This is a genomic window from Pseudomonas sp. NPDC086581 (assembly GCF_044746165.1).
GTDB lineage: Bacteria > Pseudomonadota > Gammaproteobacteria > Pseudomonadales > Pseudomonadaceae > Pseudomonas.
Genome location: NZ_JBIVBR010000009.1, coordinates 1 through 17,384, shown reverse-complemented (window position 1 = coordinate 17,384; position 17,384 = coordinate 1). Strand labels below are relative to the sequence as shown.

The following is a 17,384-nucleotide window of genomic DNA, read 5'->3' as shown; positions in this document are numbered from 1 at the left end:
GTTGCCGTAATTAGAAGCGGTAGTGCGAGAACGCTTTGTTGGCCTCGGCCATACGGTGTACGTCTTCACGCTTCTTGACAGCGGCGCCTTTACCTTCAGCGGCATCCATCAGTTCGCCAGCGAGACGCAGAGCCATGGACTTCTCGCCACGCTTGCGGGCGAAGTCCACCAGCCAGCGCATGGCCAGTGCATTACGACGGGACGGACGTACTTCGACCGGAACCTGGTAGGTAGCACCGCCGACACGGCGGGACTTCACTTCGACCAGCGGAGCGATGGCGTCGAGTGCTTTTTCGAAGAGTTCCAGGGGATCGCCTTTACCGCGCTCTTTGACCTTGTCCAGAGCACCGTAAACGATACGCTCGGCAACGGCTTTCTTGCCGCTTTCCATCACGTGGTTCATAAACTTCGCCAGAATCTGGCTTCCGTATTTCGGATCGGCCAGGATCTCACGTTTGGCCGCTACACGACGTCTTGGCATTGATAAGCCCTCAAACGGTCTTCAGGTAATCCGGGACTCGATGCCCGACCTTACTCTTATCGACTCAGCAAATAGGAAAACAAAATTACTTCGGACGCTTCGCGCCGTACTTCGAACGACCCTGCTTACGGTCTTTAACGCCGGAGGTATCCAGCGAACCGCGCACGGTGTGGTAGCGAACACCCGGAAGGTCCTTTACACGACCGCCGCGGATCAGCACTACGCTGTGCTCTTGCAGGTTGTGGCCTTCACCGCCGATGTACGAGGAAACCTCGAAACCGTTGGTCAGACGAACACGGCACACTTTACGCAGTGCGGAGTTCGGCTTCTTCGGGGTGGTGGTGTATACGCGGGTGCATACGCCGCGACGCTGAGGGCAGTTCTGCAGGGCAGGAACGCCGCTCTTGTCTACCAGGCGCTTGCGCGGCTTGCGCACCAGCTGGTTGATAGTTGCCATCTATAGCTCCACTGATTGTCTTACGACACTTAAAAACGAAAATGGGCAGAGCATGCGCCCTGCCAATTTTCGGGGTACAAGATACTAAAGAGCTTACGGATTCCAGTCAAGACAAAGCCCCGGTTGTCAAGACAACCGGGGCTTAGTTTGAGGCTTAGTTACCGCTCAGATTGAGCGCTTCGGCCAGTGCTGCTTCGGCCTCGCTCGCGCTCACACGCTGCGGTTTGCCGAGCTCGCGCTGACGCTTGCGCTCACTGTGGTAAGCCAGACCGGTACCCGCCGGGATCAGACGACCCACGACCACGTTTTCCTTCAGGCCGCGCAGGAAGTCGCGCTTGCCGGTGACCGCCGCCTCGGTGAGGACGCGAGTGGTCTCCTGGAAGGATGCCGCCGAGATGAACGACTCGGTGGACAGCGAGGCCTTGGTGATACCCAGCAGAACGCGCTCGTACTTGGCCGGGAACTTGTCCTGGGTGCCCAGTACTTCGTTCTCTTCCAGCACGTGGACCAGTTCGACCTGGTCGCCCTTGATGAAGGACGAATCGCCCGACTCGGCCACTTCGACCTTGCGCAGCATCTGGCGCAGGATGGTTTCGATGTGCTTGTCGTTGATCTTCACGCCCTGCAGACGGTAAACGTCCTGGATCTCGTTGACGATGTACTTGGCCAGCGAGCTCACACCCAGCAGACGGAGGATGTCGTGCGGGTTGCTCGGGCCGTCGGAGATCACTTCACCACGGCTTACCTGTTCACCTTCGAACACGTTGAGGTGACGCCACTTCGGAATCAGCTCCTCGTAGGGATCGCTACCGTCGGTGGGAGTGATGACCAGGCGGCGCTTGCCCTTGGTTTCCTTGCCGAAGGAGATAGTGCCGCTGATTTCCGCCAGGATCGAAGGCTCTTTCGGACGACGAGCTTCGAACAGGTCGGCAACGCGCGGCAGACCACCGGTGATGTCGCGGGTCTTCGAGGTTTCCTGCGGGATACGCGCGATAACGTCACCGATGCGCACTTTCGCGCCATCGTTGAGGTTGACCAGGGCGTTCGCCGGCAGGAAGTACTGGGCCGGTACATCAGTACCCGGCAGCAGCAGATCCTTGCCTGCAGCGTCGATCAGCTTCACGGCCGGACGAATGTCCTTGCCGGCAGCCGGACGATCCTTCGGATCCATCACTTCAATGTTGGTCAGACCGGTCAGTTCGTCGGTCTGGCGCTTGATGGTGATGCCCTCTTCCATGCCCACGAAGGCCACGGTGCCGTCCATCTCGGTGACGATCGGGTGGGTGTGCGGGTCCCACTTGGCGACGATGGCGCCCGGATCGACCTTGTCACCTTCCTTCACGGAAATCACCGCACCGTACGGCAGCTTGTAGCGCTCGCGCTCACGACCGAAGTCGTCGGCCACCGCCAGCTCACCGGAACGGGAAACCGCAACCAGGGCGCCGTCGGCACGCTCTACGTGCTTCAGGTTGTGCAGGCGAATGGTGCCGCCGTTCTTGACCTGTACGTTGTCCACGGCGGAAGTACGGCTGGCCGCACCACCGATGTGGAAGGTACGCATGGTCAGCTGGGTACCCGGCTCACCGATCGACTGGGCAGCGATAACGCCGACAGCCTCACCGATGTTCACGCGGTGACCACGGGCCAGATCGCGGCCGTAGCACATGGCGCAGATGCCGTGACGGGTTTCGCAGGTGATCGGCGAACGCACAACGACTTCGTCGACGCTCATCTGCTCGAGGAAATCGACCCACTTCTCGTCGATCAGGGTGCCGGCCTCGACGATCACGTCGTCGCTGCCCGGTTTGAGCACGTCGCGAGCCATCACACGGCCGAGTACACGCTCACCCAGCGGCTCAACCACGTCGCCGCCTTCGATGTGCGGGGACATGAACAGGCCACGGTCGGTGCCGCAATCGATCTCGGTCACTACCAGGTCCTGGGCCACGTCGACGAGACGACGGGTCAGGTAACCGGAGTTCGCGGTCTTCAGTGCGGTATCCGCCAGACCTTTACGAGCACCGTGAGTGGAGATGAAGTACTGGAGTACGTTCAGGCCTTCACGGAAGTTCGCGGTGATCGGGGTCTCGATGATGGAGCCGTCCGGCTTGGCCATCAGACCACGCATACCAGCCAGCTGACGGATCTGGGCCGCGGAACCCCGCGCACCGGAGTCCGCCATCATGTACATGGAGTTGAAGGACTCCTGGTCGACCTGCTTGCCTTCGCGATCGGTCACCTTCTCTTTCGAGAGGTTGGCCATCATCGCCTTGGAGACTTCGTCGTTGGCCTTGGACCAGAGGTCGATCACCTTGTTGTACTTCTCGCCCTGGGTTACCAGGCCGGAGGCGTACTGGCTCTCGATCTCCTTCACTTCCTCGGTGGCGGCATCGATGATGCGGGCCTTTTCGTCCGGGATGACGAAGTCGTTCACGCCGATCGACACGCCGGAGATGGTCGAGTAGGCGAAGCCGGTGTACATCAGCTGGTCAGCGAAGATGACGGTGTCCTTCAGACCTACCACGCGGTAGCAGTGGTTGATCAGCTTGGAGATCGCCTTCTTCTTCATCGACTGGTTGACTACGTCGAAGGGCAGGCCGGCCGGGACAACCTGGAACAGCAGCGCACGGCCGACAGTGGAGTCGACGATACGGGTGTTAGCGGTCAGGGAGCCGTCTTCGTTCTTGATCTTCTCGTTGATGCGCACTTTTACGCGGGCGTGCAGGGACACCTGGCCGCTGCGGTAGGCGCGGTCAACTTCCTGCAGGTCTGCGAAAGCCATGCCCTCGCCCTTCGCGTTGATCGCTTCACGGGTCATGTAGTACAGACCCATTACCACGTCCTGCGACGGAACGATGATCGGCTCGCCGTTGGCGGGCGACAGGATGTTGTTGGTCGACATCATCAGCGCGCGCGCTTCCAGCTGAGCCTCGAGGGTCAGCGGAACGTGCACGGCCATCTGGTCACCGTCGAAGTCGGCGTTGTACGCGGCGCATACCAGCGGGTGCAGCTGGATGGCTTTACCTTCGATCAGTACCGGTTCGAACGCCTGGATGCCCAGACGGTGCAGGGTCGGCGCACGGTTCAGCAGTACGGGGTGTTCGCGGATGACTTCAGCGAGAACGTCCCACACTTCCGGCAGCTCGCGCTCGACCATCTTCTTGGCAGCCTTGATGGTGGTGGCCATGCCACGACCTTCCAGCTTGCCGAAGATGAACGGCTTGAACAGCTCCAGGGCCATTTTCTTCGGCAGACCGCACTGGTGCAGACGCAGGGTCGGACCTACGGTAATTACCGAACGGCCGGAGTAGTCCACGCGCTTGCCGAGCAGGTTCTGACGGAAACGACCTTGCTTGCCCTTGATCATGTCGGCCAGGGACTTCAGCGGGCGCTTGTTCGACCCGGTGATGGCACGGCCACGACGGCCGTTGTCCAGCAGGGCGTCGACGGCTTCCTGCAGCATGCGCTTTTCGTTGCGCACGATGATGTCGGGAGCTGCCAGGTCGAGCAGGCGCTTCAGACGGTTGTTACGGTTGATCACGCGGCGATACAGATCGTTCAGATCCGAAGTCGCGAAGCGGCCGCCATCCAGCGGAACCAGCGGACGCAGGTCCGGCGGCAGCACCGGCAGGACGGTCAGCACCATCCACTCGGGATGGTTGCCGGATCCCTGGAAGGCTTCCATCAGCTTCAGACGCTTGGACAGCTTCTTGATCTTGGTTTCCGAGTTGGTCTGCGGAATCTCTTCGCGCAGGCGGCCGATCTCGTGCTCCAGATCGATAGCGTTGAGCAGCTCGCGAACGGCTTCCGCACCCATACGGGCGTCGAAGTCGTCACCGAACTCTTCGAGGGCTTCGAAGTACTGCTCGTCGTTCAGCAGCTGACCCTTCTCGAGGGTGGTCATGCCCGGATCGATCACCACGTAGCTCTCGAAATAGAGCACGCGCTCGATGTCACGCAGGGTCATGTCCAGCAGCAGGCCGATACGGGACGGCAGGGACTTCAGGAACCAGATGTGGGCGACCGGCGAGGCCAGTTCGATGTGGCCCATGCGCTCACGGCGCACCTTGGCCAGTGCGACTTCCACGCCGCACTTCTCGCAGATCACACCGCGGTGCTTCAGGCGCTTGTACTTACCGCACAGGCACTCGTAGTCCTTCACCGGGCCAAAGATCTTGGCGCAGAACAGGCCATCGCGCTCCGGCTTGAAGGTGCGGTAGTTGATGGTCTCCGGCTTCTTGACTTCGCCGAAGGACCAGGAACGAATCATCTCGGGCGAGGCCAGGCCAATACGGATGGCATCGAACTCTTCGATCTGACCCTGGTTTTTCAACAGATTAAGCAAGTCTTTCAAGGCCTTTCCTCCTCACGGACCCGGTGCGACCGGCCTTGACCAGCCGCACCGTCTGACGTCACGTGTTATTCGGTTTCCAGTTCGATATCGATGCCGAGCGAGCGGATCTCTTTGATCAACACATTGAAGGACTCGGGCATGCCGGCCTCCATGCGGTGATCCCCGTCCACGATGTTCTTGTACATCTTGGTACGGCCGTTCACGTCGTCCGACTTCACGGTCAGCATTTCCTGCAGGGTGTAGGCGGCACCGTAGGCTTCCAGCGCCCAGACCTCCATCTCCCCGAAACGCTGGCCACCGAACTGCGCCTTACCACCCAGCGGCTGCTGGGTAACCAGGCTGTAAGAGCCGGTGGAACGTGCGTGCATCTTGTCATCGACCAGGTGGTTCAGCTTGAGCATGTACATGTAACCAACAGTGGTCGTACGCTCGAACTGGTTGCCGGTGCGGCCGTCATACAGACGCATCTGACCGCTTTCCGGCAGATCAGCCAGCTTCAGCATGGCCTTGATCTCGCGCTCCTTGGCACCGTCGAACACCGGGGTAGCCATGGGCACGCCGCCCTTGAGGTTGTTGGCCAGAGCGAGGATCTCGTTATCGTTCAGCTCGTCCAGGCTTTCCTGGCGGCCGCCGATCTCGTTGTAGATCTCGTTCAGGAACACACGCAGCTCGGCGATCTTGCGCTGCTCTTCGAGCATGCGGTTGATCTTCTCGCCCAGGCCCTTGGCCGCGAGGCCCAGGTGGGTTTCGAGGATCTGACCGACGTTCATGCGCGAAGGTACGCCCAGCGGGTTCAGAACGATGTCGACCGGAGTGCCATGCACGTCGTGCGGCATGTCTTCGACCGGCATGATCACCGAGACCACACCCTTGTTACCGTGGCGGCCTGCCATCTTGTCGCCCGGCTGGATGCGGCGCTTGATGGCGAGGTAGACCTTGACGATCTTCAGTACGCCCGGAGCCAGGTCGTCGCCCTGCTGCAGCTTGCGCTTCTTGTCTTCGAACTTGTCGTCCAGCAGCTGACGACGGTCGCTGATGTAGGCCTGGGCCTTCTCCAGCTGCTCGTTCAGAGCATCTTCCGCCATGCGCAGCTTGAACCACTGGCCACGCTCGAGGCCGTCCAGGTACTCGTCGGTGATCTCTGCGCCTTTCTTCAGGGCAGGACCGCCGTCGGCCTTGGCACCGACCAGAGCGGAACGCAGACGCTCGAAGGTTGCGCCTTCGACGATGCGGAACTCTTCGTTCAGGTCCTTGCGGATCTCGTCCAGCTGCATCTTCTCGATGGACAGGGCACGGCTGTCGCGCTCCACGCCATCACGGGTGAAGACCTGTACGTCGATGACGGTACCCTTGGTGCCGGTCGGCACGCGCAGGGAGGTGTCCTTAACATCGGACGCCTTCTCACCGAAAATCGCACGCAGCAGCTTCTCTTCCGGAGTCAGCTGGGTCTCGCCTTTCGGGGTGACCTTGCCGACCAGGATGTCGCCGGCCTGTACTTCGGCGCCGACGTAAACGATGCCAGCTTCGTCCAGCTTGTTCAGCGCAGCCTCACCCACGTTCGGGATGTCTGCGGTGATTTCTTCTGGGCCGAGCTTGGTGTCACGGGCAACGCAGGTCAGTTCCTGGATGTGGATCGTGGTGAAACGATCTTCCTGGACCACGCGCTCGGACAGGCAGATGGAGTCTTCGAAGTTGAAGCCGTTCCAGGGCATGAACGCTACGCGCATGTTCTGACCCAGAGCCAGTTCACCCATGTCGGTGGACGGGCCGTCGGCCAGGATGTCGCTGCGCGAAACCTGGTCACCCTTCTGCACCAGCGGACGCTGGTTGATGCAGGTGTTCTGGTTCGAACGGGTGTACTTGGTCAGGTTGTAGATGTCGACACCGGCTTCACCAGTCTCGACTTCGTCGTCGTTCACACGGACCACGATACGGCTGGCATCGACGGAGTCGATCACGCCGCCACGACGGGCAACCACGCAGACACCGGAGTCACGGGCGACGTTGCGCTCCATGCCGGTACCTACCAGCGGCTTGTCGGCGCGCAGGGTCGGTACAGCCTGACGCTGCATGTTCGAACCCATGAGTGCACGGTTGGCGTCGTCGTGCTCGAGGAACGGAATCAGCGAGGCAGCGACGGAAACGACCTGCTTCGGCGAAACGTCCATGAGGGTGACGTCTTCCGGCGCCTTCACGGTGAATTCGTTCAGGTGACGTACGGCTACCAGCTCGTCGATCAGCTCGCCCTTTTCGTTCAGCGTTGCCGAAGCCTGGGCGATCACGTGATCAGCTTCTTCGATCGCGGACAGGAAGACGATGTCGTCGCTGACCAGACCTTCCTTCACCACGCGGTACGGGCTTTCCAGGAAGCCGTACTTGTTGGTGCGGGCGTAGGTGGCCAGGGAGTTGATCAGACCGATGTTCGGACCTTCAGGGGTTTCGATCGGGCACACGCGGCCATAGTGGGTCGGGTGTACGTCACGAACCTCGAAGCCCGCGCGCTCACGGGTCAGACCACCTGGGCCGAGTGCGGAGACACGGCGCTTGTGGGTGATCTCCGAGAGCGGGTTGTTCTGGTCCATGAACTGCGAAAGCTGGCTGGAACCGAAGAACTCTTTGATCGCGGCAGCCACCGGCTTGGCGTTGATCAGGTCCTGCGGCATCAGGCCTTCGCTCTCGGCCATCGACAGACGTTCCTTGACCGCGCGCTCTACACGCACGAGGCCAACACGGAACTGGTTCTCGGCCATCTCGCCGACGCAACGGACGCGACGGTTACCCAGGTGGTCGATGTCGTCGACGATGCCTTTGCCGTTACGGATGGCAACCAGGGTCTTGAGGACCTCAACGATGTCTTCCTTGCTCAGGACGCCAGCGCCTTCGATCTCGGTACGACCGATACGACGGTTGAACTTCATGCGGCCAACGGCGGACAGGTCGTAACGCTCGGCGCTGAAGAACAGGTTGCCGAACAGGGTCTCGGCGGCTTCCTTGGTCGGCGGCTCGCCGGGGCGCATCATGCGATAGATCTCGACCAGCGCTTCGAGTTGGTTGCTGGTGGAGTCGATCTTCAGCGTGTCGGAGATGAACGGACCGCAGTCGATGTCGTTGGTGTACAGGGTTTCCAGGCGTGCAACCTGGGCCTTGGCGATCTTGGCCAGGGCATCGACGGTCAGCTCGGTGTTGCACTCGGCGATGATCTCGCCGGTAGCCGGGTGCACGACAGCCTTGGCCACGGTACGGCCAATCAGGTAGTCGAACGGCACTTCCAGCTGGCTGATGCCAGCCTTCTCGAGCTGATTGATGTGGCGCGCGGTGATACGGCGGCCCGCTTCAACGATGACCTTGCCAGCCGCATCCTTGATGTCGAAGCTGGCGATCTCGCCACGCAGACGCGACGGCACCAGCTCCAGATTCAGGGTCTCGCCCTTGATCTCGTAGACGTTGGTGTCATAGAACGCGTTGAGGATTTCCTCGGTGCTGTAGTTCAGCGCGCGCAGCAGGACGGAAGCCGGCAGTTTGCGGCGACGGTCGATACGAACGAACACGCAGTCCTTCGGATCGAACTCGAAGTCGAGCCAGGAACCGCGGTAAGGAATGATGCGAGCGGAGTACAGCAGCTTGCCGGAGCTGTGGGTCTTGCCACGGTCATGGTCGAAGAACACACCCGGGGAGCGGTGCAGCTGGGAAACGATGACGCGCTCGGTACCGTTGATGATGAAGGTACCGTTCTCGGTCATCAGGGGGATTTCCCCCATATAGACTTCTTGTTCCTTGATGTCCTTGATCGCTTTGTTCGACGATTCCTTGTCGAAAATGATCAGGCGCACTTTCACACGCAGCGGGACCGCGAAGGTCACACCGCGCAGCACGCATTCCTTGACATCGAAGGCCGGCTCACCCAGACGGTAGCCGACGTATTCCAGGGCAGCATTGCCGGAATAGCTGATAATCGGGAAGACGGACTTGAAGGCCGCATGCAGGCCGATGTCTCGGACCTGGTCCTTGCTTGCACCCGCCTGCAGGAATTCGCGATAGGAATCCAGCTGGATGGCCAGCAAATACGGCACATCCATGACGTCCGGCAACTTGCTAAAGTCCTTGCGGATACGTTTTTTCTCAGTGTATGAGTAAGCCATCAGCGTTCCCCAGCTTGGTCACCTGCTTGTTTGGCCTCTCCCGCACAGGGGAGCAGCCCAAAAATCGTGCAAACCCTAGGTTTGCGCCGCCATTCGTGGCGGGATTTTCACGTTATGGGAGGCACCTACGGCACCCCACCCATAACGGAAAAAGGCCGGTGGCAATTGCCACCAGCCATCAGCCTGTCGCTTAACGCTCGGGCTGTCGACGCAAGGTACGAACTTACTTGAGCTCGACCTTGGCGCCTGCTTCTTCCAGGGCTTTCTTGGCAGCTTCGGCTTCTTCTTTCGAAGCGCCTTCCTTGACCACGCCCGGGGCGCCGTCAACGACAGCCTTGGCTTCTTTCAGGCCCAGGCCGGTCAGTTCACGAACGACCTTGATCACGTTCACTTTCTTGTCGCCAGCTTCGGCCAGGACGATGGTGAACTCGGTCTGCTCTTCAGCAGCGGCAGCAGCCGGGCCGGCAGCAGCAACGGTAGCGGCAGCAGCGGTAACGCCGAACTTCTCTTCCATCGCCTTGATCAGTTCAACGATCTGCATGACGGACATTTCGGATACGGCGGAGATGATGTCTTCGTTGGTCAGAGCCATGACTCTAATTCCTGTATTGGGTGACGGCCTAAGGCCATCTAATTAAACAAAAAAGGTTGAAAGCAGATGCCGAGCCTTAGGCTGCGGTAGCTTCTTTCTGATCGCGAATTGCCGCCAGAGTACGAGCCAGCTTGCTGGTAGCGCCTTGGATCACGCTCATCAGCTGTGCAACAGCTTCGTTGTAGGTCGGCAGGGTCGCCAGCACGTCGATCTGATTGGCTGCGAGGAACTGACCCTCGAACGCGGCCGCCTTGATCTCGAACTTGTCCTGACCCTTGGCAAACTCCTTGAAGATACGAGCGGCAGCGCCCGGATGTTCGTTGGAGAAAGCAATCAGGGTCGGGCCCTTGAACGTGTCGTTGAGCACTTCAAACTGAGTGCCTTCAACGGCGCGCTTGAGCAGGGTGTTACGTACGACTTTCACGTACACACCAGCTGCGCGGGCCTCTTTACGGAGTCCGGTCATAGCGCCGACAGTCACGCCGCGTGCATCAACCACGACAGCGGACAGACCGGCTTTGGCAGCCTCGTTGACTTCAGCGACGATGGCCTTCTTGTCTTCGAGTTTAATTGCCACGGGTTTACTCCTGGATGTTACCGATTCGTCCAGCCGGAGCCGGACGGCGTTTTGGTGTCTGATTCGGTACACGAATCGGGAGCACCATCTGCGTAGGCTTGAGGTTTAAGGCTTGCGCCGCCTACGGTCTTGGATAGCCCCCGCCAGGCAGGGACCCCAATACCTGCGAGCAGTGGGCGAACCCACTACTCGACTTAGTTCATCAGCCTTCCAGCGAAGCCTGATCGATCTGCAGACCCGGGCCCATGGTGGTGCTCAGGGTTACGCGCTGAACGTACACGCCCTTCGAGGAGGACGGCTTCAGGCGCTTCAGATCGCTCAGCAGCGCTTCCACGTTCTGCTTCAGCTTGACCGGCTCAAAGTCGATCTTGCCAACGGAGGCGTGGATGATGCCGTTCTTGTCGGTACGGAAACGTACCTGACCGGCTTTGGCATTCTTGACGGCGGTAGCGACGTCCGGAGTCACGGTGCCGACTTTCGGGTTCGGCATCAGACCGCGCGGGCCCAGTACCTGGCCCAGCTGGCCAACAACACGCATGGCGTCCGGGGAAGCGATGACGACGTCGTAGTTCAGGTCGCCGGCTTTCATTTCGGCAGCCAGCTCGTCCATGCCAACCTTGTCTGCACCAGCAGCCAGGGCAGCTTCAACACCAGGACCCTGGGTGAAGACAGCAACGCGTACGGATTTGCCGGTACCGTTCGGCAGAACGGTGGCGCCACGTACGACTTGGTCGGATTTACGCGGATCAACGCCCAGATTGATGGCGATGTCCACGGATTCCTTGAACTTGATGGTCGACAGCTCAGCCAGCAGCTTGGCGGCATCTTCGAAGCCGTATTGCTTGCCTGCTTCGATCTTCTCGGCGATAGCCTTTTGACGCTTGGTCAGCTTAGCCATTACACACCCTCCACGTTCAGGCCCATGCTGCGCGCGGAGCCAGCGATGGTGCGTACGGCAGCGTCCATGTCAGCAGCGGTCAGGTCAGCCTGCTTCGCCTTGGCGATCTCTTCCAGCTGAGCACGGGTAACAGTGCCGACTTTCTGAGAGTTCGGACGAGCGGAGCCGCTGGTGATGCCAGCTGCTTTTTTCAGCAGGACGGCAGCGGGGGTGCTCTTGGTTTCGAAGGTGAAGCTACGGTCGCTGTAAACGGTGATGATCACAGGAGTCGGCAGACCCGGCTCTTGGCCTTGGGTCTTGGCGTTGAACGCCTTGCAGAATTCCATGATGTTCACGCCGTGCTGACCCAGAGCCGGGCCGACGGGCGGCGACGGATTGGCCTGGCCGGCCTTAACTTGCAGCTTGATGTAAGCCGTGATTTTCTTAGCCATTTGCTACTCCAAATGCGGGTCAAGCGCCCTGTCGGGCTCCCCGGTTGCTTTCGCGTTTTATCCCAAGGACGACAAAACCCCGCAGCCTAGGGCTGCGGGGTGTGGGATTCAATGTGCCAGTTAAACTTTCTCTACCTGGCTGAACTCCAGCTCTACCGGGGTAGAGCGACCGAAAATGAGCACAGCGACCTGGATGCGGCTCTTCTCGTAGTTAACTTCTTCGACGACACCATTGAAGTCTGCGAACGGACCGTCGATGACTCGAACAGTCTCACCCGGCTCGAACAGGGTCTTCGGCTTCGGCTTGTCGCCGCTATCAGCGACACGACGCAGGATGGCATCAGCCTCTTTATCGGTGATCGGCGCCGGCTTGTCAGCGGTACCACCAATGAAGCCCATGACGCGAGGAGTATCCTTGACCAGGTGCCAAGTACCCTCGTTCATATCCATCTGCACCAGGACATAGCCCGGGAAGAATTTGCGCTCACTCTTGCGCTTCTGGCCGTTCCGCATCTCCACAACTTCTTCAGTGGGGACGAGAATCTCACCAAACCCATCTTCCATGCCGGCCAGTTTGACCCGCTCGATCAGCGAGCGCATGACATGCTTCTCGTAACCCGAGTAGGCATGCACAACGTACCAACGCTTAGCCACGGAACACCCTTAACCTACAATCATGGAAACCAGCCAACCCAGCAGGGAGTCAAGCCCCCAAAGCATCAGCGCCATTACCAGCACTACTGCCACTACGATCAGCGTGGTCTGAGTTGTCTCTTGACGAGACGGCCATACAACCTTGCGAATCTCGGCGCGAGCTTCTTTAGCCAAAGTAAAGAATGCACGCCCCTTGACGGTCTGCAGCGAAACGAAGCCCGCAACAGCCGCCATCACGAGGATACCGAGAACGCGATAGAAGATCGGTTGCGCGGAGTAATACTGGTTGGCAACCACAGCCACCACCACCAGCACTGCAACCACAAGCCACTTCAAGAGATCGAGGCGCGACTCTTTGGCTTCTACCTTCGCATTCATCTGCTAGGAATCCCGTTTAAAGAAGTGCCAGATCTTGAAAATCTGGCAGGCCAGGAGGGAATCGAACCCCCAACCTGCGGTTTTGGAGACCGCCGCTCTGCCAATTGAGCTACTGGCCTAGAACAAAGTCAGGCCGACCATTATGCCGGCCTGAGAAGGAAAGATCAATCGATTACTCGATGATCTTGGCAACCACGCCGGCGCCAACGGTACGGCCGCCTTCGCGAATCGCGAAGCGCAGACCATCTTCCATGGCGATCGGAGCGATCAGGGTGACAACCATTTTCACGTTGTCGCCCGGCATTACCATCTCAACGCCTTCCGGCAGTTCGCAGTTACCGGTTACGTCGGTGGTACGGAAGTAGAACTGCGGGCGGTAGCCTTTGAAGAACGGGGTGTGACGACCACCTTCTTCTTTGGACAGCACGTACACTTCGCACTCGAACTTGGTGTGCGGCTTGATGGTGCCCGGCTTAGCCAGAACCTGGCCACGCTCTACGTCTTCACGCTTGGTGCCACGCAGCAGAACGCCAACGTTCTCACCAGCACGACCTTCGTCGAGCAGCTTGCGGAACATTTCAACGCCGGTGCAGGTAGTCTTGGTGGTCGCCTTGATGCCGACGATTTCCACTTCTTCCTGGATCTTGACGATGCCACGCTCAACACGGCCAGTTACCACGGTGCCACGGCCGGAGATCGAGAATACGTCTTCGATCGGCATCAGGAACGGCTTGTCGATGGCGCGCTCGGGCTCGGGGATGTACGAGTCCAGGGTTTCTACCAGCTTGCGCACGGCGGAAACGCCCATCTCGTTGTCGTCCTGGCCGTTCAGGGCCATCAGAGCGGAACCGATCACGATCGGAGTGTCATCGCCCGGGAAGTCGTAGGTGTTCAGCAGATCGCGAACTTCCATTTCGACCAGTTCCAGCAGCTCGGCGTCGTCAACCATGTCGGCCTTGTTCAGGAACACGACGATGTAAGGAACGCCTACCTGGCGGGACAGCAGGATGTGCTCGCGGGTCTGCGGCATGGGGCCGTCAGCAGCGGAGCAAACCAGGATCGCGCCGTCCATCTGGGCAGCACCGGTGATCATGTTCTTCACGTAGTCGGCGTGACCCGGGCAGTCTACGTGAGCGTAGTGGCGTACCGGCGAGTCGTATTCAACGTGAGAGGTGTTGATGGTGATACCACGAGCCTTCTCTTCCGGTGCGTTGTCGATCTGGTCGAAAGCGCGAGCGGAGCCGCCCCAGGTCTCGGAGCAGACCTTGGTCAGAGCAGCGGTCAGAGTGGTTTTGCCGTGGTCAACGTGACCGATGGTGCCGACGTTTACGTGCGGCTTGTTACGCTCAAATTTTTCTTTAGCCATCTTGACCGCCTCCCGTAAGGAATTGAGAAAGTCACGTCACCATTAAAACAAAGGCAGATATTTTCATATCTGCCTTTGCGAGATGGAGCTCATGAGCGGATTTGAACCGCTGACCTCACCCTTACCAAGGGTGTGCTCTACCAGCTGAGCTACATGAGCAAGACATCAGCAACAAACTTGGAGCGGGTAGCGGGAATCGAACCCGCATCATCAGCTTGGAAGGCTGAGGTTCTACCACTGAACTATACCCGCGGAGCTTGCAGCTCACGCTTGAAAACTGGTGGAGGGGGAAGGATTCGAACCTTCGAAGTCTGAGACGTCAGATTTACAGTCTGATCCCTTTGGCCGCTCGGGAACCCCTCCGAGTGAGGCGGCATTCTACAGCCTGCCACCACATTGTCAACTGTTTTTCTTTAAAAAACTTGAGCTTAGCTCTTCGACAACGGCTTCTAGAGCTTGACCTTTTCAGGTCACCCCCTTGAAGCGGGCGCCATTCTATTCAAACTATTGAGGGCTTGCAACGTTTTTGCACGGCATTGTTTGTTTTTGCAGTTCCGGGAAATCAGGGGCGAGCTGGCGCACCAGGGAATCGTCCACCAGGCGCCCGCTTTCCGCGGCAATCTGCGTCCAGTAATCGTGCTGAGAGCGAGCAAGTTCGCGCACCAGCGCATCGTAGCCGGCTATTTTCAGACGCTCTACGACGCTGTCCGCGGAATCCTTGCGCTGGAAGATTCCGAGAGAAATCCCGTCAGTCAGATCGCCCTCTGTGATGATGTAGCTATCGATCTTGCGCGCCTGCAACTCGCGCAACTGCCACAACGAAGCCTGTCGCGAAGCCAGAGGCGGAAGATAAACCCAGTAATCGACGCCAGCAGTGGCATCGACCGTCTGCACGGAGGCCTGGACATCCAGGCTCAGCAACCGCTGGACCAGTTGCCGGGCGCGATCCTCCACAGGGAAGCTGCCCAGGTACACGCACGCGGACGCGAGAGCAGTCGCCGGCTTTTCTTCCACCGCACGGCGCTGAGGCACCTCGGCAGACTCACTGAGCAGACGAATATTCTTCTGCTCAGTGTTAAACAGGCTGAGCGGCGCGATCTCCTTTGGACGAAGCGGTGCCTGCTGTTGATGCCAGACGAAATAGAACACGTTGAGGACAAGCAGGAAGAGGAAGAACCAACGCATCGATCAGACTCACTCGATCGGACAGGCAAGCGCCAGGCCGAGAAATACCAGATCAGGAAGCACCACAGCACGCGCAGACTCATCCTTGACCAGCTCGGCATCGCCCCCTGTCAGATAGACAGCGCAGTCATCACCCAGCAGCTTGTTCGCAAGATCGATCTGTTCCCGCACGAACCCACGCAGCATCAGCACACAGCCGCGCTCCACCGCTTCGGAGGTTTCCTGGCCTGGCAGCAGATTCTGCAGCGCTTCATTAGCAGCCTCATCGTCATAGCGAATACGGCGCGTATGCGTGCGCAGCTGGCTGCGCATCAGGGGCATGCCGGGAGCTATATAGCCGCCCAAGTGCTTGCCGGAGGCATCGACCAGATCGGAAGTGACCGCCGTACCGAGATCGAGCACCAGGCAACCACGCCCCGCCAGGCAATGGCCGGCCACCAACGCGAGCCAGCGATCCATCCCGAGGCGCTGGTACTCACGGTAGCCATTTAGCACTCCGCCCAACTCTGTCGCCGGCGCCGCAATCTGCACCGCAATGGGGAATGCACTTTCCAGACAGACACGAAGCGCGTCCGTTTCCTGTTCACTGCGCACGCTGACCATACGACAATAGCGAATGTCCACCACTTCGCTGGCCTGCAGTTGAGCAAGCAGCCCCTGATCAGAATCAGCGACGCCACCAGCGACGGTCACCAAGTCGTGCTTCCTGACCACCCGCCACTTGATCAGGCTATTTCCGCAATCCAACTCAAGAATCATCCGACAACCTCAGACTCAGCTCGCCTCCGCTGTAGCTCTGCTCCTTGCCATCCACCAGGAGACGCAGCGCGCCTCTTTCATCGATGCCGAGGGCACGCCCAACGATATTATTGGCGACAGTGGACAGCGTGACTTGCCGCCCCTGCCATAGATGAAGAGACTCCCACTCTTCGCGACTGGCGGCGAAGCCGCGCTCGCGATGACGGGAGAGCGCATGCGCAAGCTGTGACTCCAACGCCTGCAGCAATTCATTGCGATCAACCTGGCCGCCCTGCACCTCTCGAACCGAAGTCCAGGGCTGATCAATGGCGTACGCCGTGCGCATGTTCACATTGATACCGATACCGATGGCGACGCTACAGATGTCAGCGGGATCGCCAGTCAACTCCAACAGTATACCGGCGATCTTCTTGCCACCGGCCAGGACGTCATTGGGCCACTTCAAGCCGACATCCTTTACGCCCAGCGCCTGGATGGCCTTCGCTACCGCGAGACCAACCACCAGACTCATCCCCTCCAATTCCTGCGCACCACCGCGCACGGTGATGCCGAGGGTATAGTAAAGGTTGGAGCCGAAGGGGCTTTCCCACTGCCGCCCTCGCCTCCCTCGCCCTGCGGTCTGCCGCTCGCCCAAGACGGCGAACGGCGCCACAGCGCCGGCAGAGAGGCGTCGCAGGACCTCAGCGTTGGTGGAATCGATCGAAAACAGAACATCGAGAGGCCACGGGCCGGAATCGGACCTGGGCGAGATGATGCTAAGAGGCTCTTCCAGGCGGTAACCACGGCCGCGAACGCGCTGCACGACCATACCGTAGTCACGCTCAAAGCCCTCAAGCCGCTTCCAAACGGCACTCCGACTTACCCCGAGGAGAGCACCCAGCTCTTCTCCGGAATGAAAGCGGCCATCGCTCAGCAATTTCAGCAAGGTCTGCATATCACCCCCCGCAACAGTCAGGCACGCATCATATAGAGGCATGCCTGAATTGCCTACGCAGCGATGTCCCGTCTTTCCCGCGCGGCGCGCAAAAGCAAAACCCCCGGCCAGCGAAGCTGACCAGGGGTCTTGGGATAGGAGCTTGACGATGACCTACTCTCACATGGAGAAACTCCACA

At 59.6% G+C, this 17,384-nt stretch carries 14 protein-coding genes and 4 tRNA genes; all 18 read right to left on the bottom strand.

What is annotated here, in order from left to right:
• Positions 1–10: 10 nt before the first annotated feature.
• Positions 11–481 (bottom strand): 30S ribosomal protein S7, encoded by a 471-nt coding sequence (gene rpsG / locus ACIPK7_RS18365; protein ID WP_015475318.1) that lies wholly within the window; start codon positions 479–481, stop codon positions 11–13.
• A gap of 85 nt (positions 482–566) precedes the next feature.
• Positions 567–938 carry a 30S ribosomal protein S12 gene (gene rpsL / locus ACIPK7_RS18360; RefSeq protein WP_015475317.1) on the bottom strand — a complete coding sequence of 124 codons (372 nt, stop codon included), beginning with the start codon at positions 936–938 and terminating at the stop codon, positions 567–569.
• Positions 939–1,092: 154 nt separating this feature from the next.
• Entirely contained in the window at positions 1,093–5,292 is a 4,200-nt protein-coding gene (gene rpoC, locus ACIPK7_RS18355; RefSeq protein ID WP_192435061.1) for a DNA-directed RNA polymerase subunit beta', read from the bottom strand.
• 65 nt (positions 5,293–5,357) lie between these two features.
• The gene (gene rpoB, locus ACIPK7_RS18350) at positions 5,358–9,431 is read right to left on the bottom strand and encodes a DNA-directed RNA polymerase subunit beta (protein ID WP_401089400.1); all 4,074 of its coding nucleotides are present in this window, start codon (positions 9,429–9,431) and stop codon (positions 5,358–5,360) included.
• A 223-nt stretch (positions 9,432–9,654) separates the two neighbouring features.
• On the bottom strand, positions 9,655–10,023 hold the full coding sequence (gene rplL / locus ACIPK7_RS18345) for a 50S ribosomal protein L7/L12 (protein WP_017516430.1): 369 nt from the start codon (positions 10,021–10,023) through the stop codon (positions 9,655–9,657).
• A 76-nt stretch (positions 10,024–10,099) separates the two neighbouring features.
• Positions 10,100–10,600, bottom strand: a complete 501-nt coding sequence (rplJ, locus tag ACIPK7_RS18340) for a 50S ribosomal protein L10 (protein WP_017516429.1) — start codon at positions 10,598–10,600, stop codon at positions 10,100–10,102.
• 202 nt (positions 10,601–10,802) lie between these two features.
• Positions 10,803–11,498: a 50S ribosomal protein L1 gene (gene rplA / locus ACIPK7_RS18335; protein ID WP_015475312.1), complete on the bottom strand. Its 696-nt coding sequence runs from the start codon at positions 11,496–11,498 to the stop codon at positions 10,803–10,805.
• Positions 11,498–11,929: a 50S ribosomal protein L11 gene (gene rplK / locus ACIPK7_RS18330; RefSeq protein WP_253454221.1), complete on the bottom strand. Its 432-nt coding sequence runs from the start codon at positions 11,927–11,929 to the stop codon at positions 11,498–11,500. The genes rplA and rplK overlap by 1 nt, the downstream gene beginning before the upstream one ends.
• Before the next feature lie 120 nt (positions 11,930–12,049).
• Entirely contained in the window at positions 12,050–12,583 is a 534-nt protein-coding gene (nusG, locus tag ACIPK7_RS18325) for a transcription termination/antitermination protein NusG (protein WP_081520875.1), read from the bottom strand.
• 9 nt (positions 12,584–12,592) lie between these two features.
• Positions 12,593–12,961 carry a preprotein translocase subunit SecE gene (secE, locus tag ACIPK7_RS18320; RefSeq protein ID WP_401089397.1) on the bottom strand — a complete coding sequence of 123 codons (369 nt, stop codon included), beginning with the start codon at positions 12,959–12,961 and terminating at the stop codon, positions 12,593–12,595.
• Positions 12,962–13,004: 43 nt separating this feature from the next.
• Positions 13,005–13,080 (bottom strand) — tRNA-Trp (locus ACIPK7_RS18315).
• Positions 13,081–13,133: 53 nt separating this feature from the next.
• The gene (gene tuf, locus ACIPK7_RS18310) at positions 13,134–14,327 is read right to left on the bottom strand and encodes an elongation factor Tu (RefSeq protein ID WP_054910987.1); all 1,194 of its coding nucleotides are present in this window, start codon (positions 14,325–14,327) and stop codon (positions 13,134–13,136) included.
• Positions 14,328–14,410: 83 nt separating this feature from the next.
• Positions 14,411–14,486, bottom strand: a tRNA-Thr gene (locus ACIPK7_RS18305).
• 19 nt (positions 14,487–14,505) lie between these two features.
• A tRNA-Gly gene (locus ACIPK7_RS18300) sits at positions 14,506–14,579 on the bottom strand.
• 26 nt (positions 14,580–14,605) lie between these two features.
• Positions 14,606–14,690 (bottom strand) — tRNA-Tyr (locus ACIPK7_RS18295).
• A gap of 141 nt (positions 14,691–14,831) precedes the next feature.
• A complete protein-coding gene (locus ACIPK7_RS18290) occupies positions 14,832–15,512 on the bottom strand; it encodes an SPOR domain-containing protein (RefSeq protein WP_401089395.1) in 681 nt (226 codons plus the stop codon).
• Positions 15,513–15,521: 9 nt separating this feature from the next.
• Entirely contained in the window at positions 15,522–16,271 is a 750-nt protein-coding gene (locus tag ACIPK7_RS18285) for a pantothenate kinase (RefSeq protein WP_401089393.1), read from the bottom strand.
• Positions 16,261–17,205 (bottom strand): bifunctional biotin--[acetyl-CoA-carboxylase] ligase/biotin operon repressor BirA, encoded by a 945-nt coding sequence (gene birA / locus ACIPK7_RS18280; protein WP_401089391.1) that lies wholly within the window; start codon positions 17,203–17,205, stop codon positions 16,261–16,263. Before birA ends, ACIPK7_RS18285 begins: the two co-directional genes overlap by 11 nt.
• Positions 17,206–17,384: the final 179 nt, after the last annotated feature.

Excerpts from the sequence above, each read along its gene's own strand:
- tuf (WP_054910987.1), bottom strand. The coding sequence starts at position 14,327 with ATGGCTAAAGAAAAATTTGAGCGTAACAAGCCGCACGTAAACGTCGGC.
- rplL (WP_017516430.1), bottom strand. The coding sequence starts at position 10,023 with ATGGCTCTGACCAACGAAGACATCATCTCCGCCGTATCCGAAATGTCC.
- birA (WP_401089391.1), bottom strand. The coding sequence starts at position 17,205 with ATGCAGACCTTGCTGAAATTGCTGAGCGATGGCCGCTTTCATTCCGGA.
- rpsG (WP_015475318.1), bottom strand. The coding sequence starts at position 481 with ATGCCAAGACGTCGTGTAGCGGCCAAACGTGAGATCCTGGCCGATCCG.
- rpsL (WP_015475317.1), bottom strand. The coding sequence starts at position 938 with ATGGCAACTATCAACCAGCTGGTGCGCAAGCCGCGCAAGCGCCTGGTA.
- ACIPK7_RS18290 (WP_401089395.1), bottom strand. The coding sequence starts at position 15,512 with ATGCGTTGGTTCTTCCTCTTCCTGCTTGTCCTCAACGTGTTCTATTTC.
- rplK (WP_253454221.1), bottom strand. The coding sequence starts at position 11,929 with ATGGCTAAGAAAATCACGGCTTACATCAAGCTGCAAGTTAAGGCCGGC.
- secE (WP_401089397.1), bottom strand. The coding sequence starts at position 12,961 with ATGAATGCGAAGGTAGAAGCCAAAGAGTCGCGCCTCGATCTCTTGAAG.
- rplA (WP_015475312.1), bottom strand. The coding sequence starts at position 11,498 with ATGGCTAAGCTGACCAAGCGTCAAAAGGCTATCGCCGAGAAGATCGAA.
- ACIPK7_RS18285 (WP_401089393.1), bottom strand. The coding sequence starts at position 16,271 with ATGATTCTTGAGTTGGATTGCGGAAATAGCCTGATCAAGTGGCGGGTG.
- rpoB (WP_401089400.1), bottom strand. The coding sequence starts at position 9,431 with ATGGCTTACTCATACACTGAGAAAAAACGTATCCGCAAGGACTTTAGC.